Raw genomic sequence first — 24,371 nt, forward strand, 5'->3', positions numbered from 1 at the left:
CACTCGAAATGGACGGCGAGCCAGACCGTTGGCTGTTGCGGCTCCGTCCACTCGACGCGATGGCGTTTCCTTGCAGGGATGAAGACGTAATCCCCCACGCCCAGCGATCGCGCGGCAAGCTCATCTTCGAACTGCAATGTGGCGCGCCCTTTCAGCACGATCACCCACTCGTTCCACGCCTGATCATACCAGAAGCCCGGCGGACTGGTTTGCCCCTGCGATATGATGCGCTCGATCTTCAAGCCAGGCCGCGCGAGGATTTCGCTGAACGTCTCTTCCCCGATGCTGGCGGCCGAAACATCCGCCACATCCGCGAATAGATTGCCTGGCTGGATTGTCATCGATATTCCCACGCCTTTCCAGAGCCGAATGACCTACAGCCCCACGTAGCGCCCCATTCAAGTCCGTTCAACGGGGCATAGCGGACTGGATTTGCTCACGTTGAGTTCTTCGCATTTTGACCCGGAGCGGACATTACGTCGACCGTTAGCTATTCTTGAAGACCTGCAAAACATTCGATTGCCAGTGACAAATCGAGGTCCACAAGCCGCGCAAGCGTCTCGCTAGATAATTCGTCCGCGAGGAAACCTTCCATGAATTGAATGACGATGCTTGCCTTCCCGCCGCCCGACTTGACGTCAGCAAAGAACGCCTTGTGAGGTCTCAGCTTGTCGATCAGCCTCGACACTTCAGACGCAAACCACTGATCTTCGATGACGTGCTCCATGCTACGTCGCCATCGCGTGTCAGCATTAGTCCCAGGAAGGGGCGTGCCCCTTGGTGTTCTCCGGGGAGCGCCGACGCGATGAGCGACGTCCGCCTCCATTCCTAGGGCTATACTAATTTCTTCCGGGACCAGCGTCGGATGAACAATGAATAGTCCGAGAAAGAACCGGTAGGTTGGGACGCTGGAGGATTGTTCGGCCACGGCAAGCTCCACATACTGCGCGCCTTGCTTAATTGAGGGCGGCTGGAAATGTCAATTTCCGGTTGTGGCCCATAGCTTCGGTTGACGCGGTGCAGCTACATGTCGGCTAACGGCGGGCAGAGCGGAAGCTTGCTGCTGAGCGCCAAACCAGCGCCTTTGACCCTAAGCGGTCATCAGAGGGGGACAACCAACGATACCGGCATGGACGCTTCGTTCCAACTGTCTTAGGTTCAAGCCGCAGGTAATCTACAGGCGAGCATGCAAGAACGCTTCTCCGGCGATTCTAAAGAGCGCGCGAATAATCGCTCCATTACGCAACCGTTAATATGGTGGTTCGTTCTAGCCCTTATGGCGCTAGTTGCGTCACAAGTCATGCGGCTGCATCAACATCAAGCGCTAAATTGGCTTCTCTGGGACTATGCGGGACGGATCACTGCTCTCACCATTTTGGCGGCAGCGCCTTCTGCTCGGATCGCTGCATTTCGAACAGGTGAACGTCAAATTTCACTTTTTGAGATTGTCCTTTGGATCGTCGGAATTTGCTTGCTAGATCGCTTTGTCCAGTTGCCGCGATCTCTCCTCAATGCGGCATTCCCTACAACCGTTCTCGGCGCATATCCGCACCCGACCGGATGGCTAAAAGCGTTCGATCTTTTTTTTGGCTTAACCTTGGTAGCTATCAGCGAAGAAGTCATATTTCGCCGATACATCCGGCTAGCATTCCGGCCTTATCTGGGTGACGGCATCTTTGCCGTTCTCACTACGTCAGTTTTGTTCGGCGCAATTCATTGGTGGGCCGGCCTTGGTAATGTCCTTTCTGCGGCTACTGTTGGCCTTTTCCTCATGTTAATGCTGCGGCGGTCGGGTGTGCTATGGCCGGTGGCACTCGCGCATTACGTGCTAGATTTGATCAATTTCGCCTAACGCGCCTTGCAGGTTCGGAAGTCTTACGACTGCCCCTGGCCCAACTCAGTGCATTGGCAAGGCGCGCTCATGCGTCGCTATCCGAGGCAGAGCGGACCTCATGCGCGCCTCGGATTTGACGTCGGTTCCTGAGATGAGGTTGAGCATTCGTGGCTCGCGAGTTCATTGGCCTGCAGCCCGAACCCGCGTCGCCCCGTTAAGAACGGACTCCGCAACTATGCGAATTCCAACACATCAGCCACCGGACGACGCGGCTTCTGCGGCCAGTTTCCCGAACGCATCGCCCCCACGGATAACAGCATGACCGGCACTTCGTCCGCGGCCAGTACGAACTCGCGGACCACTGCTTCGGCATCGAAACCGATCATCGGAGTCGAACCCAGGCCCAGCGAGCCGGCCGCATAGATCATCGCCGCCGCGCCGAAGGTGCCGGAGCGGATTGCTTCATCGCGCTGGCGCTGCGGATACGCCATATACAGATCGCGCGCGGGAATTTCCCAATCCGGCACCATCTTTGCCGGCATGATGCCCGCTTCCACCAGCGGTGCCAGGCGCGCAGGTATTACGCTGGAATCGGCCAACTGGCCACAAACGATGAAGGTAACGGCTGCTTCAGTGATCGCGGGCTGATGCCAGGCAATCGGATGCAACCGAGCCTTGGCTTCAGGCGTGCGTACGGCGATGAAGCGCCAGTTCTGCAAGTGGAAGGATGTCGGCGCCGTGGTGCCGATTCGCACCAGCTCGCGAATTTGGTCGTCGCTCAAGGTCGCAGCAGGGTCGTAGTACTTGGCGGCGCTACGGCTCAGAATGGATTCGATGACGGCGTTGGTCATCGTGATTGCGTCAGTCGAGGTGATTCCGTCGGTCATGGGGATTCCTGTGGGAAGGGATAGGTTGAAGTAGAGGCATGTTTTCGCCGAATGCGGCGCGCGCGAGATGGCTGCGCCGGACAGCGCCGGCCGGTCGCGTGCGTCAATGGGCTTGCGTCGCTCAGGCACGAACGCGGATGATCGTCTTCCCCTTGCGCCGCTTGGTCGGGTTTAAGGCGGTGACGGCATCGTCGAGGGTCGAGACGTTATCGATGTTTATCCGCAGTCGTCCGTCCCGCACCCGCTGCACGATCTCACTCAGTTGGGCACGATCGGGCTCGACGACGAAGTCGACCGCGAGGCCGCCGTCGGGCCGCGCCTCGACCGGCCCGACGATGGACACCAAAGTTCCTCCGGCTCGAACCAGACGCGCGGACCGCTTCCCGACGTCGCCGCCGATGACATCGAAAATCAGATCGACTCCGCCGACGCCCTCCACGGCGTCGTTGTCGAGGTCGACGAACTCTTTCGCGCCGAAGTCGAGCACCGTCTGACGGTCGGCGGCGCGTCCGGTGCCGATGACGTGGGCACCGAACTCTCGCGCGAGCTGCGTCGCCATCGAACCGACTGCGCCGGCCGCACCGTGCACGAGTACGCGCTGCCCGGCCTGAAGACGACCGTGCTGGAACAGTCCCTGCCACGCGGTGAGGCCCGAGATCGGCAGACTCGCGCCCACCGTGAAATCGACATCGCCTGGAAGCGGCGCAAGGTTGCGGGCCTCGATGGCTACATACTCCGCCAGGGTGCCGTCACGATACCAGTCGGCAAGTCCGATCACTCGCTGTCCCACCGAAAGCCCTGTCGTGCCGTACCCGAGAGCGGTGATCACTCCCGCCAGCTCATGGCCGGGGATCGACGGTGTCCGGTCACGGTCGAGGCGATCGGTCCAGGTCGAGGGCCACGACAGCTCGGTCGGGACGAATCCCGACGCATGAACCTGAACGATGACGTCGTTTATCGCTGCCTGCGGCTCTGGCCGCTCCACCAGCTTCATCCCGGCGGTTCCTGCCGCCTGGTCAGTCACAACGATTGCCTTCATGATAATTTTCTCCTCGGTCGACCCGGTTCCCACTCAAGCAGAGGGATCGAGATCGCGCTGGTCGCTGGTGTCGCCGAATAGATGCGTTGTGCCCGGTCATAAAACAGTACCAAGATTGATGATTTCGGCTGTACCATCGCGCGATGGCCGTGCTCCCCATCCGACTCGATCGTGCGAGAACGACTCCGCTGGCTGCACAGATTTACTCGGCGATCCGCGAGGGCATCGAGAACGGACGGCTCGCCTCTGGCGCACGGTTACCCTCTTGGCAGGATCTGGCCGCTCAACTCGGCGTCTCCCGCGGCACCGTCCGTGTGGCCTACGAGCGTCTCATCGCGGAGCAATTCGCGATCGGTCTCGGGCCGGCAGGAACGCGCGTGGCCGAGCGGCCGTCCCGATCTCCGGTGCCCGACTGGCCGCCTGACGCGGAGCCTCTCCCGGAACTCTTCTACGAATTCGGAAGCGCGCCGCTGGTATTTCAGATGGGCGTGCCCGCTCAAGATGCCTTCCCGTTCAAGCTGTGGTCGCGCATCCTCACTCGTGAGACCCGGCGGGCCGCGGCGGCGCCGGTGACGTATCCAGATCCGCGTGGTGTCCGGAGCTGCGAAAGGAGGTCGCGGCTTACTTGGGGCTGGCCCGCGGCATCAGCTGCAATCCCTCTCAGGTGCTCATAACGGGTGGATTCTCCGGTGCCCTCGGTCTCGCGATCCGAGGGCTTCAACTTGGAAGCATGGGAGCTTGGATCGAGGATCCGGGCTTTCCACTCACTCGCACCGCACTCGGCCTGGCTGGCATGGCTGTGACGGCTGTCCCGGTCGATGCGGAGGGACTAAATGTTGCCGCTGGTGTCCAGACCGCCGCCGGAGCGAAATTGGCCGTTGTGACACCGGGTCAACAGGCGCCGCTCGGGATGACGATGTCGCTGTCACGGCGTCTTGCACTGCTCGACTGGGCTCGGCAAAGCGACGCCTGGATCATCGAGGACGATTACCTTAGCGAACTGCAGCTGGAAGGACGGGCGGCTCCAGCCCTCGCATCTCTCGACCATGGAGGACGGGTGCTTCACATAGGCAGTTTCAGTAAAACGATTAGCCCTTCGCTGCGCCTGGGTTTCATGGTCGTACCGTCGGGACTGAGTCGTCGGTTCGCTGAGCTGGCTGCTTCCCTGGCGCCGGCGCCGGCTGCGGGCATGCAGCGCGCTGTGGCGGAATTCCTAAGGGACGGTCACTATCTTCGCCATCTGCGCCGCATGAAGCGGCTTTATGCCGCCCGACGAGAGAGCTTGCTTCGTTGCCTGCGAGAAATGGCACCAGACTCGATAAAAGTGCGGGCGACCGCCGGTCTTGCGGTGGTTATCTCCCTTCCCAAATCTGCGTCAGACGTAGATATCGCTTCACGTGCGCGAGAGTTTGGCCTCGCGCCGCGCCCGATGTCGGTGTGGTGCATGCAAACTCCCCGGCAGCAGGGACTATTGCTCTGTGTGACCAATCTCAACGAAAGGCGATTGCCGGCGGACTGTCGCCGGCTGTTGGAATTGGCGCGATAGCAAAAGGCGGACTTCACGTGCGCCTTGAATGGCCGCCGGTTTGAGTCCCGCACCCTGGAATCACAATTTCAGACTGTGGCACTACGGCGCGAACGACACGCTCGGGTTAGTTGACCTTCACCGGCACGGCTTTGTCGGGAACTCCCGATGGACGCGGCAATTGTCAGCCTGCCAGTTCGACGGCGGTACACAGCGATGGCTCCGCCAAACAGCGCGCTTGCGAGGCAAAATCCTCGAACGCTGTGACCGCATCGCGCATGTTGTGACAGCCGCGACTGTCGAGCGACGCATGAACGCTGAGGTCGAACAGCTCCATCCAGAACAGCGGGCTCTCGGGCAAGCCCGCTCCCAGCGCTTCGAACATGCTGATCTCGCAGTCCCCGACACGTTCGAGCGCAACCACCCGCGAGCCATGGGCGATATTGGGAAGTCCGAGCAACTTTCCGTACCCTCGCAATATCTTCACGTTGATGGGCGGCGCGACGCCGTCACTGCTGGACATCAAGGCCATCGTAGCTTTCGGGGAAAGGGCTGCCCCGAGAACGCAAGACCAGTCTCGGGGCAGAGAAGCGATTTAAGTCACACGCCCCCCGGTTTCTTGTTATCGTGAGCCAATAAGTTGATTTTTCATGCCGCCATCACGATCGGCGAGCCCGAAGAACGAGGCCCGCAGCGACAACGACGAAAGGGTTCGGTGTGCCGGGTGCCCATTCGCCCCATTTTGAAACAATGCCCAGTGCGACCGGCGGAATCGCCCGCCTGGTATGGGCACGCCTGCAGGACGCCGGCATCGAGGCGGACAGTCTGTTGTCCAGGGCCGGATTGACTCTCGAGCAGATCGAGGATCGCAAGGCGCGCCTGAGCGTCGAGAGCCAGATCAGGTTTCTGGAACTTGGGGCCGAGGCGTTGCAGGACGACAATCTCGGCTTCCACCTGGCACGGGACTTCGACCTTCGTGAAATTGGCCTGCTCTATTACGTGGCCGCATCCTCCGGCACGATCGCGGAAGCCTTCGCAAAGGCCGAGCGCTATTGCCGTCTCGCCAACGAGGGGATTTCGCTGCGATTCGCCGCGAAGGAGATGACGATCACGCTCAAATATGTCGGTGTGGAACGGCGCTCGGATCGGCACCAGATCGAGTTCTGGCTGACCTCGATCATTCGCATGAACCGCGCCCTGACCAATCGCCGTCTGATCCCGAGCCGACTGAAGATGGTGCATCGCCGGCGAACGACGCCCACCGAGGTCAAATCGTTCCTGGGGTGCGAGATCGAGTTCGGGTCCGATGTCGATGAGATCGCTTTCCCGGGATCCGTGGGGCCGATGCCGATCGAAAGTGCCGACCACTATCTGAACGACCTGCTGGTGACGTATTGCGAGCAGGCGCTCGCACACCGGAAATCCGGCGGCGTCTCGCTCAGATCGAGCGTCGAGAATGCAATCGCCCCATTGCTCCCGCATCGTGAGGCACGGGTCGAAGAGATCGCCCGCCGCTTAGGCATGAGCCATCGCACGCTGGTGCGGCGCCTCGCTCTGGAGGGATTGACCTTCAGCGGCATCCTCGACGAGATGAAGATCGACCTCGCCAAGAGCTATCTGAAGGACGATCAACTGCCTATTTCGCAAACCGCCTGGCTGCTCGGCTACGGAGAAGTCAGCGCATTCACCCACGCCTTCAAGCGCTGGACCGGAATGACGCCGAGGCAATGGCGCGCCCTGGACACCCCCGAACGGGACCACGACGCAGGCGATGGGCCAGCTCATGAGCAGGTTTCCTCCGAGAGGCCCATCGCAAATCGCCGCGACCAACCCTAAATTGCCTCCATGAAGAAAATCGGATTTCTGTCCTTCGGACACTGGACGCCCTCGCCGCAATCGCAGACCGGCTCTGCTAGCGACACGCTGCTGCAATCGATCGAGCTTGCGGTCGCCGCAGAGCAGCTCGGCGCGGACGGCGCCTATTTCCGCGTGCATCATTTCGCGCGGCAGCTGGCCTCGCCCTTCCCGCTGCTTGCCGCCGTCGGTGCGAGGACCAGCACGATCGAGATCGGCACGGCCGTGATCGACATGCGCTACGAGAACCCGCTCTACATGGTGGAGGACGCCGGCAGCGCCGACCTCATCGCCGGCGGCAGGCTGCAGCTCGGCATCAGCCGCGGCTCGCCCGAGCAGGTGATCGACGGCTGGCGCTATTTCGGCTACCGGCCGGCCGAGGGCCAGAGCGATGCCGACATGGGCCGGCGCCACGCCGAGGTCTTTCTCGACCTCTTGCGCGGCGAAGGTTTTGCCGAGCCCAATCCGCAGCCGATGTTTCCGAACCCGCCAGGCCTCTTGCGCATCGAGCCGCATTCGCAAGGCCTGCGCGAGCGCATCTGGTGGGGCGCCGGCTCGAACGCCACCGCGGTGTGGGCGGCGAAGCTCGGCATGAACCTGCAGAGCTCGACATTGAAGAGCGACGAGACCGGCGAAGCCTTCCACGTGCAGCAGGCGGCCCAAATTCGCGCCTATCGTGCGGCGTGGAAAGAAGCCGGACACGCTCGCGAGCCGCGCGTGTCCGTGAGCCGCAGCATTTTTGCTCTGATGGACGATCGCGACCGCGCCTATTTCGGTCGCGGGGGCGAGGGTGAAGACCAGATCGGCTTCATCGACCCGCGCACGCGCGCGATCTTCGGACGGAGTTATGCGGCGGAGCCGGACGTGTTGATCGAGCAGCTGCGGCAGGACGAGGCGATTGCGGAGGCGGATACGTTGCTGCTCACGATTCCGAACCAGCTTGGTGTCGCCTATTGCGCGCACGCGATCGAGGCGATCCTCACGCATGTGGCGCCGGCGCTGGGGTGGCGGTGAGGCGGGCCATGCTGCTCGACCCTTGGTCGTGATTGACTTCAACCACCACCCAGTTCAATGATGTCCCCGGGGACAATTCGAATCGATTTGAGGCTGGAATGCGTGGGGTGGTGGGGATCTTTGCCGTGGCCATGTTGCTTGCGGGGTGCGCATCGGGGCAGCTGGGTGGCGCGGCTCTGACTGACAACGTCAAGTCAAATACGGCGCGCCTGGTGGTCTATCGCTCGTCGGCCCTGGGATTTGCGGTCATGCCCAACTACGCCGTCGATGGACGCGTGATTGGCGGCAGCCAAGCTGCGGGTTTCGTGTCGTGCGACCTGCCTCCGGGCCGGCACGAGGTCGCCGTCAACAATCTGCCGCTGAGCAGCAATCTGTTCGGGCAGGGAAGCGAGAAATTGAGCCTCGATTTGCGCGCCGGCAGCACCACCTATCTTTCCGCCCAGCCGCAGATGGGAATCGTGACGCCCGGCGCAATCACGCTGATCCAGGTCACGGAAAGCCAGGGCCGCGCCGATGTCGCCAGCTTGCGTCAGAGCACAGGCTCGTGCGGCAAGGCCTGAGCCTGACTACTCAAGACGCGGATGAAACGTTTCATCCTGAACATCATCCTGCGCCTCGGTCGCTACGCCGTGCTTCCGGTCGTCGCGCTGGCTTGCGTGATCCTGGCCGTCTGGCTGATGATCATGGATCGGTACACGATCGCGGCACTGGCCACGATGCCGCTTGTGTTCTCCATATTTACGGTAGCGGCAGCGCTCATGATTGGCCTCCTGCTCCTGCCTTCGCGAAAGCATCAGAGTTTCGAGGCGAACGAGGAGATTGCCCCGGGTCTTTGGGCCATGTGGAAAGAACTCGATCCCGCCTTTGTGCGGTCCCGGCGCACTCTGCTGATCGACACCGATTTCAATGCCTCGATCGGGGAAGTAAGCCGGTACGCCGGACTGTTCAGGCCCCACGTCACGATGACCATCGGCCTGCCATTGCTGATCATTCTCGACGAGCGTGCGATTCGGGCCGTCATCGCCCATGAGGTCGCACATGCGCAGCTTCGACACACGTCGGGAGGCGCGAACCTCCAGGACTTCATCGACGCTTCGGAGAACATGCTTTTCTACGCCGATCCAGATCGAACGATAACCGGGCGCATTGCCCTGGCCCTCCTCCAGTCCATGCTCGAATGGCTCGACAGGGAATATCGCGTGTTAAGGCGGGAGAACGAGCTTGGCGCCGATCTCGGTGCGGCAGAGCAAGTCGGGCGGGCCGAGATGGCGCGTGCCCTGGTCATCACGGAAGCCTGCCGAACACGCCTTACCAATCTCGTGTTCGCACCGCTGGAGAAGGAGATTCTGGGCGCAATCAATGCGCCCCGCCCGCCCCTTGAGCGGATCATCAAGCAGCTTGAGGACATCCGAGCGCACGAGCCGATGATCGTTGCTGCCGTTGCTGGTCTCAGTCGTGAGGACGATCCGGACTCGACGCATCCGCCTTTCGGCAAGCGGCTCGCCAACCTCGGCTACACCGACATTCCCGAGATCGACGAGGTCCGGACATCCGCCATCGACCAACTTCTCTCACGGGACGCAGCCAAAGATCTCCCAGCCCGCTTTGACGGGGAATGGCGAAAGAAGGCGCAGGAGTGGGTCAGCGTCGGCAGGTGATCGCGGCTGAAGCCCGAGCAACTGCCCCGGCTGCGGAATGCACCGGACCATGCAGCAGCGCTTAAGCGATGTTCAGAAGGATCCGCCCGGATTCGCCGCTGCGCATCAGATCCAGCGCGTCATTGATGTCGTCGAGCGCGAACTCGTGGGTGACGATGCCGCGGTAGCTGACCTTGCCGGCCTCGTCGAGGCGAACGAGACGCGGGATATCGCGCGCCGGCTGGCATTGCCCGCCTTCCGAGCCCTTCAGCACCTTCTCGAAGTGCAGGGGCAGCGTGTAGATCTCGACCTTCTCGCGGGGAACGCCGACGAGGATGCAGCGGCCTTTCCTGGCGGTGACCTCGTAGGCGAGCTCGATCAGGGTTCTGACCCCGGTGGTCTCGACGACCTTGTCGGGTCCGTCAGGCCCCGTGACGGCCCTGACCGCGGCGGCGACATCCGTCACCGCGTCGGAGTTGATGGTGTGGGTGGCGCCGAACTGCTTCGCCATCTCCAGCTTGTTGTCGAGCCGGTCGATCGCGATGACCGGATGGGCGCCGACCATCGCCGCGAACTGCACGATGTTCAGGCCGACACCGCCGACGCCGAACACGACGACGGCTTCGCCGATGGCGATCTGCGCGTCGTTGTTGACGACGCCGAGCGCAGTCGTCACCGCGCAGCCGAGCAGTGGCGCGCTGGTGCGGTCGATCGAGGCCGGCACCGGCGTGACGCGGTTTTCCGACACCACGGCATAGTCGTTGAAGGTGGTGACCCAGCCCGCGTTGAGGCGCTTGCCGCGCCATGAATAGACCGGCGTGTTGGACTGGATGCCCTTGCCCGGCCGCCAGTGCATGACGACGGTGTCGCCCTGCTTGCAGGAGACGACGCCGGGGCCGGTTTCGACGATGGTTGCGAGCGCCTCGTGTCCCAGAAGGTGCGGCAGGAACTTGTCGACGCCCTTGACGGCGTCGATCTCGTTGATCTGTGCGCCGCAGATGCTCGAGGTATGCACGTGCGCAAGCACCTGGCCATGCTCGAGCCTGTCCGGCAGGGTGAACTCGTCGACGATCAGCGGCTTGCCCGATTCGACGAGAATCGCAGCCTTGGCAGTCTTGACATCCATGGGGCGCGCCCGGTCACTCGAAATAGATGAATTCGTAATCGCCGGTGTAACCGAGCTTGCCGTACAGCCAGATCCATTCCGAGGAGTGCAGGATGGATTCCGCCGTCAGGGCCCAGCATTCGAGGTTGTGCAGCTCGGCGACGTTCCGGTAGCCCTCGACCATGACGTATTTGTTCTTGCCGACCCGCTCGATCTCCTTCAGCGCGGCATCGAGCTCATAGAGCCTGAGATTGTGCAGGGTGCCGAGCGAGATGACGAGGTCGAAACTGTCGTCACCATAGGGATAGACGTCCTGGGCGCGATGGTTGAACAGATACGGCCGTACCTGCTCGTGGGAATTGGCAAGACCATGCTTTGAGATGTCGAAGCCTGTGACCTTCAGGCCCGGCAGGATCTTCTGCATCTCGTACAGCAGAAAACCCTTGCCGCAGCCGACGTCGAGCACGCTGGAGCCGTCCTTCAGGCCGTAGGTCTCGATCAGCGCCCTGGCGACCGGCGCCCAGCGCCCCTCGATGAAGCGGTAGCCGCCATAGCCGAAGCGGCGGTCGCCATCCCAGTAATCGGCCTCGTATTCCCGCGCCTTCAGCGAGCAGCCGATCTTGTCGTCGTTCATGCGCCCCATGTAGTCGCGCTTGGTCGCAGTGTGCAGTGGCGTCACGATATTCAGCAGTCGTCCCATTGAGCCCTCGGATTCCATCACGCGCTGAGAATGTCTCAGGCCGTGAACCGCGACTCAACCCTAGCACTTTCGCCGAGGACTATCGTTGTTTCAGATCAATGACTGCATAGGGGCGGCGCGCCTGCCGCTATTGCACCTCGATGTTCGCGTCCTTGACCAGCTTGCGCCAGCGGTCCTCTTCCTGCCGGACATAGCGATCGAGCTCCTCGGGAGCGCTGCCGACCATGATGAGGCCTTCGTTGGCCTCCAGCTGCTTGAAGGCACCGGACTTGACCGCCTTTGCGACCGCCTGATTCAGGCGCGCAATCACCGGAGCAGGTGTTTTGGCCGGAGCGTACAATCCGTACCAGGACTCGGCGGCGTAGCCGGGCACCCCGGCCTCGGCGACAGCAGGCAATTGCGGGAACGCTGCCGAACGCTCGGCGGATGTGACGGCGAGCGCCCGGAGCTGGCCCGCAGCCACCAACGAGGCCGCGCTGGCCACGGTGGTGAACATCACGTCGATCTGTCCGCCCAGGAGATCGCTGATCGCAGGCGCTGCGCCCTTGTAGGGTACCGCCGTCATCTTGACCTTGGCCATGGAATTGAACAGCTCGCCGGCGAGATGGGCCGAGGTGCCGGTGCCGAACGTGCCGAAATTGAGCTTGCCCGGATTGGCCCTGGCCTCGGTGATCAGATCGGCGATCGAGTTGATTTTGGATGCGGGGTTGACGACGACGATATTGAAGGATCGCGCGATCAGCGACACCGCCGAAAAATCCTTGTGCGGATCGAACGGCAGCTTGTTGTACAGGCTCGGGTTGACCGCGTGCGCGAAGGTCGCCATCAGCAGCGAATAGCCGTCGGGCTCGCTGGTCGCCACAGTCTGGGTTCCGATGATGGTCCCGGCGCCCGGCTTGTTCTCGATGATGACGGATTTGCCGAGGTCCGTCTGGATTTCCTGCGCTGTCGTTCGCGCGATGATGTCGGTCCCGCCGCCGGCCGCGAAGGGCACTACGATCTTGATGATCTTGTCGGGATACTCGGCCCGCGCCGGCGCCACTCCGAGCCCCGCGACAACAGGCAAGACGGCGCAGGCGAGGATGGCGAGGTTCAGGCAGCGCCGCGCGGCAAAACCCTTCCCGCGCGCGCCTTCGTGATTGATGATTTCGCCAATGGCCATCTGGAGCTCCATCCGGTTTTGTTCAGACATTGAGAACAACTAATCCGTCCGCCGCCTTCACGCCCCGGCCCGCCGGCAGCACGAAGACCGGATTGATCTCGGCTTCAGTGAGGCGGTCGCCGAGCTGCGCAACCATGCGCGAGAAGGCGACGACCGCTGCTGCGAGCGCTTCGACATCGCATGTCGGCCGGCCCCGAAAACCGTCCAGCAACGGCCATGTGACGAGATCGCGCGCCATCGCGCGGGCCTCGGCCATGCTGAGGCCGCCTTCCGGCGGAAGCAGACGCATCGTCGTGTCCTTGAACAGCTCGGCGGCGACGCCGCCCATTCCAAGAAGGATTGCTGTCCCCAGAGGGTCACGATGCATCCCGAGAATGATTTCAACGCCGCCCGAGATCATCTCCTGAACCAGGAATTGATCGGGTCGCGTCCCGATCCTGAGCGCGACCTCGTCAGCCATCGCCGTCAGGCGGCCGCCGATCGTCTCTTCTGTCAGGTTGACGGCGACGCCGCCGACGTCGCTCTTGTGCGCGATCTCGCGCGACAGAATCTTGAGCACGACGGGGCCGCCGAAGTCTCGCGCCGCCTGCTCCGCTTCTTCGGCCGTTGCGACCACCTTCTCTACAGCGATGGGAATACCAAAGCGGCCGAACAGCGCCTTGGCCTGCGCCTCATCCAGCGGCCCCGCTTGGAATTCGCCGATGTCGACCGTCGTCAGGGTGGAGCCGGATGACTGGACCTGCTCCGGAATTCCGGCCTGCAAAAGCCCGTCGAGCGCATTGGCGCAGCTCTCGGCGGACGTGTAGGCCGGAACGCCGCGCCGCGTGAGGACGGAGACCACGTCGGGCGCGTAGGGACTGACATAGGCCATGACGGGCTTGTCGCTGAGCGGCAGGCAGTCGTGGATGGCATCGGCCATCAGGGCCGGCGATCCCACGGCTGACGAGCCGGCAATGACGACCAGCGCATCGTAGGAGGGACTGGCGAGCAGGATGCGGATTGCGGCGCGCAGCAGATCCGGCTGCAAGCCGGCCAGGGTCACGTCGATCGGATTGCGATCGAGCGTGGCATGCGATCCCGATTGCAAGGCGCGCAATTGCGCGGCCGTCTCTGCATCGGGGGCGGGCGTTGCAAAGCCTGCGACTCCCAGACTGTCGGACACGATCGTGCCGGCGCCGCCGGTCGAGGTGAGGATTGCCACGCGCTTGCCGGAAAGCTTCCGTCCCACGCCGAGGGCTGCGGGAATGTCGAGCAAATCTTCGAACGTCTTGGCGCAGATCACGCCGAGCTGCCGGAACAGGGCGTCATACATCCGGTCAGAGCCCGCAAGCGCCCCCGTATGCGAGACGGCCGCCTTCGCACCCGCCTCCGATCGCCCGATCTTGAAGGCGACAATTGGCTTGCCGGCGCGGCGCACCTTGAGCACCGCCTCGCGGAAGCGAAGGGGATTGCGGATCGCCTCGATATAGAGTGCGATGACTTTTGTCGCGCCGTCGTCGGCGAGGAAGTCGATGACGTCGGCGAGCTCGAGATCGGCTTCGTTGCTGGTCGACACCAGCTTCGACAGCCCGACCCCGCGCGCCGCAGCGCGCGACAGTACGGCGCCGAGAATGCCGCCGCTCTGCGAGACCAGTCCGATCGGGCCTGCCGGGAAGTGGTCCATCGCCAGCGCGCCGGACGCCGACAGCACGATATTGTCGGTGAGATTGACGAGGCCGATCGTGTTCGGCCCGAGCAGGCGCATGGATCCGGCGGCCTGCATAAGCTGTTGCTGGCGCGCAGCGCCTTCCGCCCCGGTCTCGGTGAAGCCGCTGGCGAGGACGATCGCCGCCGCAGTCCCGCGCTCGGCCAATTCGCGCACCGCAACGTGGGCGCGCTCGGCGCCGAGCAGGACAATGCCGACATCGGGGACGTCAGGCAGCGAAGCGATGTCGGCGTAGCATTTGAGACCGCCGATCTCGGCGACCTTGGGATTGACGGGATAGATCTCGCCCGCGAAGCCGTGCTTCTGCAGATATGAGACCGGCCGACCCGACGTCTTGCTGGGGTCGGCGGATGCGCCGATGACGGCGATGCTGCGCGGCCGGATCAGGCGTTCGATCGCGCTCATCGCTCAATCCTTCGACGCGGATTGCGCGAGGAACGCCGTCACGGCGTCACGATGTTCCGCGCTGGTGTAGCAGATGGCCTGCGCCTGGCTGCCGAGATTGAAAATGTCGTGCGCGGAATGCTCGAACGTCTCGTTCAGGATCTTCTTGCTCAGCGCAAGCGCGGTGGGAGACCCCTGAGCCAGTTCGGCGGCCCAAGCCTGCGCGGCCGGCAGGAGGTCGGGCGCCGCCACCCTGCGATCGACGATGCCGAGCGCGACCGCCTCGTCGGCCTCGACGACGCGTCCGGTGAAGATCAGCTCCTTCGCCCTGGGAAGCCCGACCCGGCGCGGCAGAAAATACAGTCCGCCGCCGTCGGGTATCAAACCGCGCTTGATGTAGGACCAGGTGAACTTCGATCGCTCGGTGCCCATGACGAAGTCGCAGGCGAGCGCAGTGTCGGCACCGAGGCCCGCCGCAGCGCCGTTGACGGCGGCAATGGTCGGTTTCGGCAGGCCCATCAGCAGCGACTGCACGTGATGCACGCCCTGCTGACGGCTCCATCCGTTGAATGCGACTTCACCCTGCGGCGCCTCGAGCCGGCGCTTCATTCCGCTGATGTCGCCGCCGGCGCAGAAAGCGTTGCCGCGCCCCGTCAGCACCAGCGCCTTGATCGCCTTGTCGCGGGACACGGTCTCGAGCGCGCCTGCGAACTCGGAGCGCATCTCGTCGCTCATGGCGTTGCGCCGTTCCGGCCGGTTGAACGCGATCGTCGCGACACCGGCCTCGACGGAAAATTCGATGAGCTGATAGGGCATGGCAAGCTCCGTGGCTGGAGTCGGATCGATTCACCGCCACGCATCGCGGATATCGCAAGAATCCGCGCAGGCTCCCGAATGCCGATTTCAGGCGCTGCCGTTTCCTCGTCGAGCCCGTGCGTAGCCAGGCATTCTTCTTCTCGTCGCGTAATAGCGGCTTGCACCCTCCCGAACATCCCCCTAATTCCACTTAGTGGAAATACGTAAGGAGGGCTGGATGTGACGCAGGTGCGCAGATATGCGGGCGGGATCGACGGCAACCGGTCGCTCGAAAGAGGCATCGAGATCTTGCGGGCGTTCCGGCCCGGCGTCGACACGTTGGGCAACGGCGAGATTGCAGAACGAACAGGCTTGCCGCGGTCGACGGTCAGCCGGCTGACACGAACGCTGGTCAATTCCGGGATGCTCGACGAAGTCCACAGCGAGCGGGCTTACCGCCTTGCCGCGTCCGTCATCAGCATCGGCCACGCCATGCGGACGGGATCACCCGTGCTCAACACGATCGGAGCGATGATGCGCGCTGAATCGGCGAAGCGCCGGCTGAACGTCGGGCTAGCTACCGCTGATAGAACCATGATGGTTTATCTGGAGTCGATCCGCTACAGCCCGCGCGCAGCGCTGCGCAACGTGGTCGCCGGCCAGCAGGTGCCGATGGAGCTGACGTCGCTGGGTCGCGCCTACCTCGCCGGCATTGACGAGACCGAACGCGAACGGTTGCTGAGACAGTTCAAGCGGCGCAGCGCTGCGGCCACCAAGGCGCTGCTGGCAGACGTCAGGCGATCTATCAGCGCCGTCGAGCGCGACGGCTATTGCGCAGTGTCATGGCAGCCCGCCGTTCTTGCCGTCGCAACGCCCATCGTGCTGGAGGGCCTTCCGGTCTACGCACTCAACATGAGCCTGCAAAATGTCGACCGGTCCGACGCACTGGCAAGCGAAATCGGCTCATACCTCATCGCCTTCGCGGCCAAGTGCAAGGAGGCGCTGGGGGGTCGTGAACCCGAATGACGCGATGGCCGACGAAGAGGGGCGCCGCATCTCCGTGGCGCCTGCGCTGTCGAGCAACATATGAGAAAGCGAACGTCCCTGGTTGTTCTCGTTGCGGCCCTGCCGCTGCTGGCGGCGTGCGGACAGCCGGTACCGGAGGACAAGGCCGCCTATGTCGGCGAATGGCACGCGCCGGCGATGGACGTCGAGCTGACCAGGGACGGGATCGTCCACTACAAGCGCGTCACGGAAGGCACCAAGATCGGCGAGGTCACGACAACGATCAATGCGCCGCTGCGGCGGTTCGAGGGCGATAATTTCGTCGTCGGAATTCCATTCCTGTCGACGACATTCGAGGTGTCGACGCCGCCTCACCAGGAGGCGGGGACATGGAAGATGGTGGTCGACGGCGTGGAGCTGACTCGCTCTCGGTAGCAACCAGCCGAGCTACGGGCGCATGCGCCGGCAAATGTCGCGCGGCGCCGTCACAGTTTTCCATAGACGCGCCCGGCGACCGCCTTCAGGCGCTCGACCGAGCCGGACTCCGGATGCGACTTGACCGGCGCGAACAGGATCGAGGCCTGCCTGCCGTTCTTCCAGACATAGATGTTGACGGCGTTGCCGTTGCCCTTGGTGCAGGAATGCTCGCCGAACGCCTCGCTGCCGAGCTCGGGTATCGCCACGTGCTGGCACGGGCCCGTGCGTTTCATCATGCCGATGACGGTGGCGCGCGACATCTCGATCACCCCGACGGTCATGGTGTTGGCCTCGCGATCGAACAACATGCAGCTGCCCGCGCCGGTCCGCTGCACCGTCAGCGTGCTCTTGTCGAGAAAGCCGTCGGCATCGGCGGCCGTGAGCCACTCGCAATTGCCGAACCGCTCGCTGCTCTTGCTCACGCTGGCGATGGCAACGCGCGCGGCTTCGGTGAGCGGCCCGAGCAGCGCGTCGTCGGCGCGCCGGCCGATCGGATAGACGGTGATCTGCAGAATGTAATCGCCGGACAAGGCGACGACCGAGGCCTCCTGGCGCTCCGCGCCGGCGGCGCTCGTTCCGCCCTGGCCTTCCTCGCCGATCCCGGACACCGCGTTCAGCGGCATGCGCTCACTGAGCGTCTTGACGAAGGTCGCGTACAATTCCCTGGCGCGGTCCTTGTCGGGATTGCGGAACACGCTCAACATCATCGTGTCGCCGCGCCCGGCCTGATAGATGCAGCCGCGACCGTCCTGATTTGAAATCAGCGACCATTTGAGCGCCGGCATCGCACCGGCGAGCTCCCGGGCGCTGATGAACGGGCAGGTTTCGGCCGCGCGCACGGGAAGCACCGGGCCGGCTGCGAATGCAAGGAGCAGGAGGAGGCAGGAGAACAGACGATCGGTCGTGCGCATGGGGCTACTTACTACCGCAAATGGCGCGCCACGGCCAATGAAGGTGGGCATTATTGCTTCGCCGTGGCGCTATGATGAATCTCGCCGACCCGCGCACGGCTATCCCGCCGCGACGAAGCTTACCCGGGTCTTCGCACGTAGAGCGAGATAAACCGGTCGATCATCGGGTTGATCTGCTCCGGCACTTCCAGCGACAGGAAATGCCCGGAGCCGACGGCCTTGGCCGTGACCAGTTGCGGGCACAGCGCCGCAAAACGATCCAGATCCGCGAGCCGATGGGCCGCTTCGATGTAGAGCACCGGGACCCGGCACGCCTGCGCGCACTCACGCGCCCGATGCACATCCCAGGGGAACAGACTTGTAAACGTGGATACCAGCACGTGCTGTGGCGTCGCCAGAAAGGTCTGTTCGACATGGGCGCGGCATCTGTCGGTCGGCAGACAGGAGTCCGCCACGATTTTCCGGACCTCGTCCGCAAAATCCGCACCCTTCAAGCCCTCCAGATACCCTGTAAACACCGTCCCTGCTGAGGCAGGGAAGAGAACCCCAGAATCGAGCAGCACCAGGCCTGCAGGAAAGTCCGGATAGCGGGCGGCGATTTCGAGGGCCATGTTGCCGCCCATGCTTTGACCCACGATGACCGGCTTTGTGATCTGCTGTCGGTTGCACAGAAAGACGAGATCGTCGGCGAAGCCTTCGATCGAATACGCCTGTTGCGGCTTGTCGCTCTCGCCATGTCCCCGCAGCTCGGCATTCAACGCCCGACCTTCACGGGCGAAATATTCCATTTGCGGCGCAAAATGAGTGCGATCCCCGCCCAGGCCATGGACGAACAGGAATTGAAGCGGTCCCGCCCCGGCGATGTCGAAGGAGAGCTGGATGCCGTCATGCGCGAGTTTCATGGGTCATCTCCATATTCACCGACATGTCCAGGCGTCTCTGGCGAGTACCTAGTCTAAGTGACGCGCCACGGCTGATAAAGATGGGCACTCCGGGTTCGCCGCGCTGCCATGATGCTGTGGCCGAGAAGCGTTCCGGTCGCGGTCACGAATAGTGAGCAGCCGTGCGACGACGTCGTCCCGCGCAGAAACGGCAGGTTTTGGAGTGCCCAGTTTTGGACTGAAATGGCGCGCCATTCAGAATGGAAACACGAACTCATACACAATTGAAATTCCTCGTCATTGTGCAGAGCACCAAATGACGCGATGGTCGTCGGCATCGGTTTTCCGCCTTAAGCACGCCTCACAACTTCGCGCGCCATGACGGCTGCGGAATGCTAATATCGTCGAAGCCGCAAGACCGAAGATTTCGCCGAGGCGATTGAAACGCGGTCGAGACGATGCGCTCGAAGAGGCGCACTCCAAGAACAATGCCCGACCGTCATTGCGGCTCGTCGGCCGGGAGATGGAGGACGCTATGGCTTGGCGTGACGACAAGGCCCGGGCAACTCTGATCCACGAGGCAGCAGGAAGCGTGCAGCCGGGCAAGGCCCCCGGCAGCTTTGCCGAGCTTCTGTTCGCCTTCACCAATGTCGAGGATCTCGCCAGTCACGATGCCGCCTCGCTTGCCTTCCTGGCGGAGCAAGCCTGGGAGCATGTGCAGCGGCGCACGGCAGGGCGTGCCGATATCCGCGTCGTCAATCCGCTGATGCCGGACGGGCGCGAGATCTCCGTGCTCGAAATCCTGAACGACAACATGCCCTTCCTGTTCGATTCCACCATGGCGGAGCTCACCGAGCAGGGCATCGAAGTCAGCCTCGTCGCTCACCCCATCATCGCGGTGGAGCGCGATGACCAGGGCAAGCTCCTGCGCTTCTACGGCGAGGCACTGCCGGAAGGGGCAAAGGGCGCGCGAGAGAGCCTGATTCACCTCCACATCACCCGCCTGGACGCCGACGCGGACCGCGAGAAGCTGGTTGACGGCCTCACCAGGACGCTCGGCGACGTACGCGCCTGCGTCGCGGACTGGCGCGCCATGCGCGACCGCGTCGAGGACGCGGTCAAGACGTTCTCGTCCAATCCGCCGCCGCTGCCGATCGACGAGGTCGCCGAGGCCAACCAGTTCCTGCAATGGCTGTGCGCGGACAATTTCACCTTTCTCGGCGTGCGCGAATATCGCTTCTCGCCCGGCCGCGATGCGTCGGACGACATCACCACCGCCGAGGGCCTCGGCATCCTCCGCGATCCCGACGTGAAGGTCCTGCGCCGCGGCAGCGACATGGTGGTGATGACGCCGGAGATTCGCGAGTTCATGCGCGAGCCGACCCTGCTCATCGTTATCAAGGCCAATGTGAGCAGCCGCGTTCATCGTCGCATCCGGATGGATTATGTCGGCATCAAGCTCTATACGCCCGACGGCCGGCTCGAGGGTGAATTGCGAGTCGTCGGCCTGTTCACCTCGGGTGCCTATACGCGCTCGGCACGACAGATCCCCTATGTTCGCCACAAGGTATCGCGGGTGCTCCAGCGCGCCGGCTTCGACCCGAACAGCCATTCCGGCAAGGCTCTCCAGCATATTCTCGAGGAATATCCGCGCGACGAGCTATTCCAGATCGACGTCGATACCCTCTTCGATTTCGTCATGGAGATCCTGATCCTCTATGAGCGCCCCCGCGTCCGGGCGCTGGCACGGGTCGACAAGTTCGATCGCTTCGTTTCCATCCTCGTCTTCATTCCGCGCGACAAATACGACACCGACGTGCGCATGCGCGTCGGCGCCTTCCTGTCGCAGAGCTACAAGGGGGCACTGTCGGCCTCCTACGTGTCCTTCCCCGAAGGAGCATTGGCGCGCGTCCACTACATCATCGGACGCTATGAAGGTAAGACTCCCGCCGTCGAGCGCGCCACGCTGGAAGCCGGGATCAGCGCCATTGCCGCGACCTGGGCCGACAAGCTGAAGGCCGCGCTGGCTGCGTCGACCGACGGCATGCGGGCGCGCATGCTCGCAAATCGCTACGCCCAGGCTTTCAGCGGCGGCTATACCGAGGCTTCCACGGCAGAACAGGCGGTCGCCGATATCGCCACCGTCGAGAAGCTCGCGCCGGCCCGCCCGGTGACGATCTCGGTTCACCGCTTCGAGGAGGATGATCCCAAGCGATTCGGCCTGAAGGTGTTTTCGGATGCCGCGCCGCTGTCGCTGTCCTACCGCGTGCCGGTGATCGAAAATCACGGCCTGCGCGTGGTCAACGAACGCACCTATCAGATCGTGCCCGGCAACAGGCCCGAGCCGGTCTGGCTGCACGACATGACGATCGAGACCAGCGACGGCCAGCCGATCGAGATCAGCCGGGACTTCAGCCATCGGCTGGAGGCTTCGATCATGGCGGTGGTCACCGATCGCGCCGAATCCGACGGGTACAATGCCTTGATCCTGCGCACGGCCCTGGGCTGGCGGGAAATCTCCACCATCCGGGCGCTGTCGCGCTATTTGCACCAGATCCGCGCGCCGTTCACCCAGGACTATATGTGGGAGACCTTGCGCAAGAACGCCGCGATCACAGCCAACCTCGTCGCGCTGTTCCAGGCCCGCCGCGATCCGCGCCTCGTCCTGACCGATCGCGAACGTTCGGCGCGCGAGATAACTCTCCTTGCCGAGATCGAGGAGCAGCTCAAATCCGTCGCCTCGCTCGATGAAGACCGCATCCTGCGCCGTTTCACCAATCTGGTGCAGTCGACCATCCGCACCAATTTGTGGCAGCTCGGCCCGGACGGACATCCGCGTCCGGTGATCTCCTTCAAGTTCGACGCGCGCAAGATCGAGGATCTGCCCCCTCCCCGACCGCTCTACGAGATCTTCGTCTATTCACCGCGTGTCGAAGGCATTCACCTGCGCTTCGGCAAGGTTGCGCGCGGTGGCTTGCGCTGGTCCGACCGGCCGCAGGATTTCCGCACCGAGATCCTCGGCCTCGTGAAGGCGCAGCAGGTCAAGAACGCCGTGATCGTGCCGGTCGGCGCCAAGGGCGGCTTCGTGCCCAAGCGCCTGCCGCCGCCCTCCGATCGCGAGGCGTGGCTCGCGGAGGGCACCGAAGCCTATCGCATCTTCGTGCGCTCGCTGCTCGAGCTCACCGACAATCTCGACGGCGACATCGTGGTGCCGCCCGACTTGACCGTGCGGCATGACGGCGACGACCCCTATCTGGTCGTCGCCGCCGACAAGGGCACCGCCACTTTCTCCGACGTCGCCAACGCGATCTCGGCCGAGAAGAACCATTGGCTCGGCGATGCCTTCGCCTCCGGCGGCAGCCAGGGCTACGACCACAAGAAGATGGGGATCACGGCGCGCGGCGCCTGGGAGGCGGTCAAGCGCCACTTCCGCGAGCTCGGCACCGACATTCAGACCATGCCCTTCACCGTGGTCGGCGTCGGCGACATGTCCGGCGACGTCTTCGGCAACGGCATGCTGCTCTCGCCGGCGACGAAGCTCGTTGCCGCGTTCGATCACCGCGACATCTTCATCGATCCCTCCCCCGACCCGGCGACCAGCTTCACCGAGCGCAAGCGCCTGTTCGACCTGCCGCGGTCGAGCTGGCAGGACTACGACAAATCGCTGATCTCGGAAGGAGGCGGCGTGTTCTCGCGCTCGCTCAAGGCGATCCCGCTCGCGCCGGAAGTGCGCGCCCTGCTCGATCTCGACAAGGAGCAGGCAACGCCCTTCGAGGTGATGACGGCGATCTTGAAGGCGCGCGCGGACCTGTTGTGGTTCGGCGGCATCGGCACCTATGTCCGGTCGTCGGCGGAGAGCGACGATCAGGCCGGCGACCGCGCCAACGATCCGATCCGCATCAGCGGGACCGACGTTCGCGCCAGGGTGATCGGCGAAGGCGCCAATCTCGGCGTCACCCAGCGCGGCCGCATCGAAGCGGCGCAGAAGGGCGTCAAGCTCAACACCGACGCGATCGACAATTCGGCCGGCGTGAACACGTCCGACGTCGAGGTCAACATCAAGATCGCATTGGCGCGCCCCGAGCGCGAGGGGCGCCTCAGCCCGGCTGACCGCAACACCCTGCTTGCCGCGATGACCGGCGAAGTCGGCACGCTGGTCCTGCGCAACAACTATCTGCAGACGCTGGCGCTCTCGCTCGCCGAACGCAAGGGCGTGGCCGAGACCGGCTTCCTCACCCGCCTGATGCAGTCGCTCGAGCAACGCAGCCTGCTCAGCCGCGCCGTCGAATTCCTGCCTGACGACGCCGCGATCGCCGAGCGCACACGACGCGGCCAAGCCCTGACCCGGCCCGAGCTTGCCGTCTTGCTCGCCTATGCCAAGCTGACACTCTACAGTGACCTGCTCGAAACCGACGTGCCTGATGATCCTCATCTCGCCCGCAGGCTGTCCCTGTATTTTCCGCGCGAGATTCTCGACAAATTCCCGGCCGCGGTCGAGCTCCATCGCCTCCGCCGCGAGATCATCGCGACCAGTCTCGTCAATGCCGTGATCAACCGCGGGGGCCCGGCCTGCATCGTACGCCTGACCGACGAGACCGACGCCGATATCTCGACCATCGTCATGGCCCAAGTGGCGGTGGACGCGATCTATGAGCTCAGGCGGCTCAATGACGGGATCGACGCGCTCGACACCCTCATCGACGGACAGTTGCAGCTCGGCCTCTACGCGGCGATTCAGGACCTCCTGCTCTCCCGCATGGTCTGGTACGTGCGCAATGTCGATTTCAAGGACGGCCTGGGCGCGGTCATCGCCCGGTTTGGCCCTGCCGTCCGTGAGGTCGCAGCCTCACTCGACAACGCGCTGCCACCGGACTTGCAGGCCGCACGCAGCAAGCGCCGGCAGGACCTGATCGATGCGGGCGTGCCGACCGGATTCGCCGGCGACCTGGCCGACCTCGACGACCTGGTCTCGGCGCCTGATATCGTGACGGTCGCCGAGCGCACCGGCCGCAGCATCGGTGATGCCGCCGCGACGTTCTTTGCCGCCGAGGCCAGTTTCCGTCTCGACCGCATCACCGCCGCCGCGCGCAGCGTGCCGACCAGCGATCATTTCGAACGCCTCGCCATCGACCGCGCCGTCGACCTGATCGCGGCTGCCGAAAGACGCCTGGCCGCGGATATGCTGACCATCGGCCAATCCGGTCAGCAGGCCGCGGAGACCTGGCTTGCTGCTCATCCCGAGGCAACGCGCATCCGCCGTGCGGTCGAGGAGATTGCCGCCGGCGGCCTGACGCTCGCCAAGCTGATGGTGGCGGCGAACCTGCTGGGGGACCTGGTCAAAGCCTGAGGGCGTGCGAGCAGCGATGCGAGACGTGCAATGCTAAAGCATGATCCGGAAAAGTGCGAAGCGGTTTTCCGGAAAGATCATGCGCAAACAACAACCTAAAGCGCGATGA

Annotated in this window: 21 protein-coding genes and 1 pseudogene; 9 read left to right on the plus strand and 13 right to left on the minus strand. The window is 63.6% G+C overall.

Annotated elements, in window-relative coordinates; genetic code table 11:
• Together JQ603_RS37605 and JQ603_RS37610 are read right to left on the minus strand one after the other, a co-directional pair.
• A partial coding sequence (locus JQ603_RS37605) for a cupin domain-containing protein (RefSeq protein WP_212348613.1) occupies window positions 1-341 on the minus strand: 341 nt, incomplete at its 3' end.
• A gap of 149 nt (window positions 342-490) precedes the next feature.
• A complete protein-coding gene (locus JQ603_RS37610; RefSeq protein ID WP_333938886.1) occupies window positions 491-940 on the minus strand; it encodes a DUF4279 domain-containing protein in 450 nt (149 codons plus the stop codon).
• 246 nt (window positions 941-1,186) lie between these two features.
• On the opposite strand from JQ603_RS37610, the gene JQ603_RS37615 reads away from it, so the two are divergent.
• On the plus strand, window positions 1,187-1,852 hold the full coding sequence (locus JQ603_RS37615; protein ID WP_212348618.1) for a CPBP family intramembrane glutamic endopeptidase: 666 nt from the start codon (window positions 1,187-1,189) through the stop codon (window positions 1,850-1,852).
• A gap of 215 nt (window positions 1,853-2,067) precedes the next feature.
• On the opposite strand, the gene JQ603_RS37620 is transcribed toward JQ603_RS37615, so the two are convergent.
• Together JQ603_RS37620 and JQ603_RS37625 are read right to left on the minus strand one after the other, a co-directional pair.
• Window positions 2,068-2,721: a nitroreductase family protein gene (locus JQ603_RS37620; protein WP_245004143.1), complete on the minus strand. Its 654-nt coding sequence runs from the start codon at window positions 2,719-2,721 to the stop codon at window positions 2,068-2,070.
• Window positions 2,722-2,842: 121 nt separating this feature from the next.
• Entirely contained in the window at window positions 2,843-3,760 is a 918-nt protein-coding gene (locus tag JQ603_RS37625) for an NADP-dependent oxidoreductase (RefSeq protein WP_212348621.1), read from the minus strand.
• Window positions 3,761-3,903: 143 nt separating this feature from the next.
• Between JQ603_RS37625 and JQ603_RS37630 the strand changes: the two are divergent.
• Window positions 3,904-5,306 (plus strand): annotated as a pseudogene (locus tag JQ603_RS37630) (PLP-dependent aminotransferase family protein).
• Between the two features lie 163 nt (window positions 5,307-5,469).
• On the opposite strand, the gene JQ603_RS37635 reads toward JQ603_RS37630, so the two are convergent.
• Entirely contained in the window at window positions 5,470-5,808 is a 339-nt protein-coding gene (locus JQ603_RS37635) for a hypothetical protein (protein WP_245004146.1), read from the minus strand.
• Window positions 5,809-6,035: 227 nt separating this feature from the next.
• On the opposite strand from JQ603_RS37635, the gene JQ603_RS37640 reads away from it, so the two are divergent.
• From JQ603_RS37640 to JQ603_RS37655, 4 genes are all read left to right on the plus strand, one after another.
• Window positions 6,036-7,121, plus strand: a complete 1,086-nt coding sequence (locus JQ603_RS37640) for an AraC family transcriptional regulator (protein WP_212348624.1) — start codon at window positions 6,036-6,038, stop codon at window positions 7,119-7,121.
• Between the two features lie 9 nt (window positions 7,122-7,130).
• Entirely contained in the window at window positions 7,131-8,153 is a 1,023-nt protein-coding gene (locus tag JQ603_RS37645; RefSeq protein WP_212348627.1) for an LLM class flavin-dependent oxidoreductase, read from the plus strand.
• A gap of 98 nt (window positions 8,154-8,251) precedes the next feature.
• Entirely contained in the window at window positions 8,252-8,713 is a 462-nt protein-coding gene (locus tag JQ603_RS37650; RefSeq protein ID WP_026312577.1) for a DUF2846 domain-containing protein, read from the plus strand.
• Between the two features lie 21 nt (window positions 8,714-8,734).
• Complete coding sequence (locus JQ603_RS37655) at window positions 8,735-9,811, plus strand: M48 family metallopeptidase (RefSeq protein ID WP_212348630.1); 1,077 nt, start codon at window positions 8,735-8,737, stop codon at window positions 9,809-9,811.
• A gap of 61 nt (window positions 9,812-9,872) precedes the next feature.
• Here JQ603_RS37655 and JQ603_RS37660 read toward each other — a convergent pair whose 3' ends face one another.
• The 5 genes from JQ603_RS37660 to JQ603_RS37680 form a co-directional block, all read right to left on the minus strand.
• Window positions 9,873-10,916 (minus strand): zinc-binding dehydrogenase, encoded by a 1,044-nt coding sequence (locus JQ603_RS37660; RefSeq protein ID WP_212348633.1) that lies wholly within the window; start codon window positions 10,914-10,916, stop codon window positions 9,873-9,875.
• 13 nt (window positions 10,917-10,929) lie between these two features.
• The gene (locus tag JQ603_RS37665) at window positions 10,930-11,616 is read right to left on the minus strand and encodes a class I SAM-dependent methyltransferase (RefSeq protein WP_212348635.1); all 687 of its coding nucleotides are present in this window, start codon (window positions 11,614-11,616) and stop codon (window positions 10,930-10,932) included.
• A gap of 106 nt (window positions 11,617-11,722) precedes the next feature.
• Complete coding sequence (locus tag JQ603_RS37670) at window positions 11,723-12,757, minus strand: tripartite tricarboxylate transporter substrate binding protein (RefSeq protein ID WP_212348638.1); 1,035 nt, start codon at window positions 12,755-12,757, stop codon at window positions 11,723-11,725.
• A gap of 22 nt (window positions 12,758-12,779) precedes the next feature.
• Window positions 12,780-14,867, minus strand: coding sequence for an acetate--CoA ligase family protein (locus tag JQ603_RS37675; protein ID WP_212348641.1), 2,088 nt, complete (start codon window positions 14,865-14,867; stop codon window positions 12,780-12,782).
• A 3-nt stretch (window positions 14,868-14,870) separates the two neighbouring features.
• Window positions 14,871-15,662, minus strand: a complete 792-nt coding sequence (locus JQ603_RS37680; RefSeq protein ID WP_212348644.1) for an enoyl-CoA hydratase/isomerase family protein — start codon at window positions 15,660-15,662, stop codon at window positions 14,871-14,873.
• Window positions 15,663-15,881: 219 nt separating this feature from the next.
• On the opposite strand from JQ603_RS37680, the gene JQ603_RS37685 reads away from it, so the two are divergent.
• Both JQ603_RS37685 and JQ603_RS37690 read left to right on the plus strand, forming a co-directional pair.
• The gene (locus JQ603_RS37685; RefSeq protein WP_212348647.1) at window positions 15,882-16,667 is read left to right on the plus strand and encodes an IclR family transcriptional regulator; all 786 of its coding nucleotides are present in this window, start codon (window positions 15,882-15,884) and stop codon (window positions 16,665-16,667) included.
• Between the two features lie 60 nt (window positions 16,668-16,727).
• Window positions 16,728-17,081 carry a hypothetical protein gene (locus JQ603_RS37690; protein WP_212348650.1) on the plus strand — a complete coding sequence of 118 codons (354 nt, stop codon included), beginning with the start codon at window positions 16,728-16,730 and terminating at the stop codon, window positions 17,079-17,081.
• 50 nt (window positions 17,082-17,131) lie between these two features.
• Here the strand turns inward: JQ603_RS37690 and JQ603_RS37695 are convergent, their stop codons facing one another.
• The 3 genes from JQ603_RS37695 to JQ603_RS37705 all read right to left on the minus strand — a co-directional run bounded on the left by JQ603_RS37695 (window position 17,132) and on the right by JQ603_RS37705 (window position 19,253).
• Window positions 17,132-18,034: a hypothetical protein gene (locus tag JQ603_RS37695; RefSeq protein ID WP_212348663.1), complete on the minus strand. Its 903-nt coding sequence runs from the start codon at window positions 18,032-18,034 to the stop codon at window positions 17,132-17,134.
• 119 nt (window positions 18,035-18,153) lie between these two features.
• Complete coding sequence (locus JQ603_RS37700) at window positions 18,154-18,936, minus strand: alpha/beta fold hydrolase (RefSeq protein ID WP_212348653.1); 783 nt, start codon at window positions 18,934-18,936, stop codon at window positions 18,154-18,156.
• A gap of 53 nt (window positions 18,937-18,989) precedes the next feature.
• Window positions 18,990-19,253 carry a hypothetical protein gene (locus JQ603_RS37705; RefSeq protein WP_212348655.1) on the minus strand — a complete coding sequence of 88 codons (264 nt, stop codon included), beginning with the start codon at window positions 19,251-19,253 and terminating at the stop codon, window positions 18,990-18,992.
• Between the two features lie 185 nt (window positions 19,254-19,438).
• On the opposite strand from JQ603_RS37705, the gene JQ603_RS37710 reads away from it, so the two are divergent.
• The gene (locus JQ603_RS37710; RefSeq protein WP_212348666.1) at window positions 19,439-24,262 is read left to right on the plus strand and encodes an NAD-glutamate dehydrogenase; all 4,824 of its coding nucleotides are present in this window, start codon (window positions 19,439-19,441) and stop codon (window positions 24,260-24,262) included.
• The last annotated feature ends 109 nt before the right edge of the window (window positions 24,263-24,371 follow it).

It is taken from the genome of Bradyrhizobium liaoningense (assembly GCF_018130825.1).
Taxonomy (GTDB): Bacteria; Pseudomonadota; Alphaproteobacteria; order Rhizobiales; family Xanthobacteraceae; genus Bradyrhizobium; species Bradyrhizobium liaoningense_B.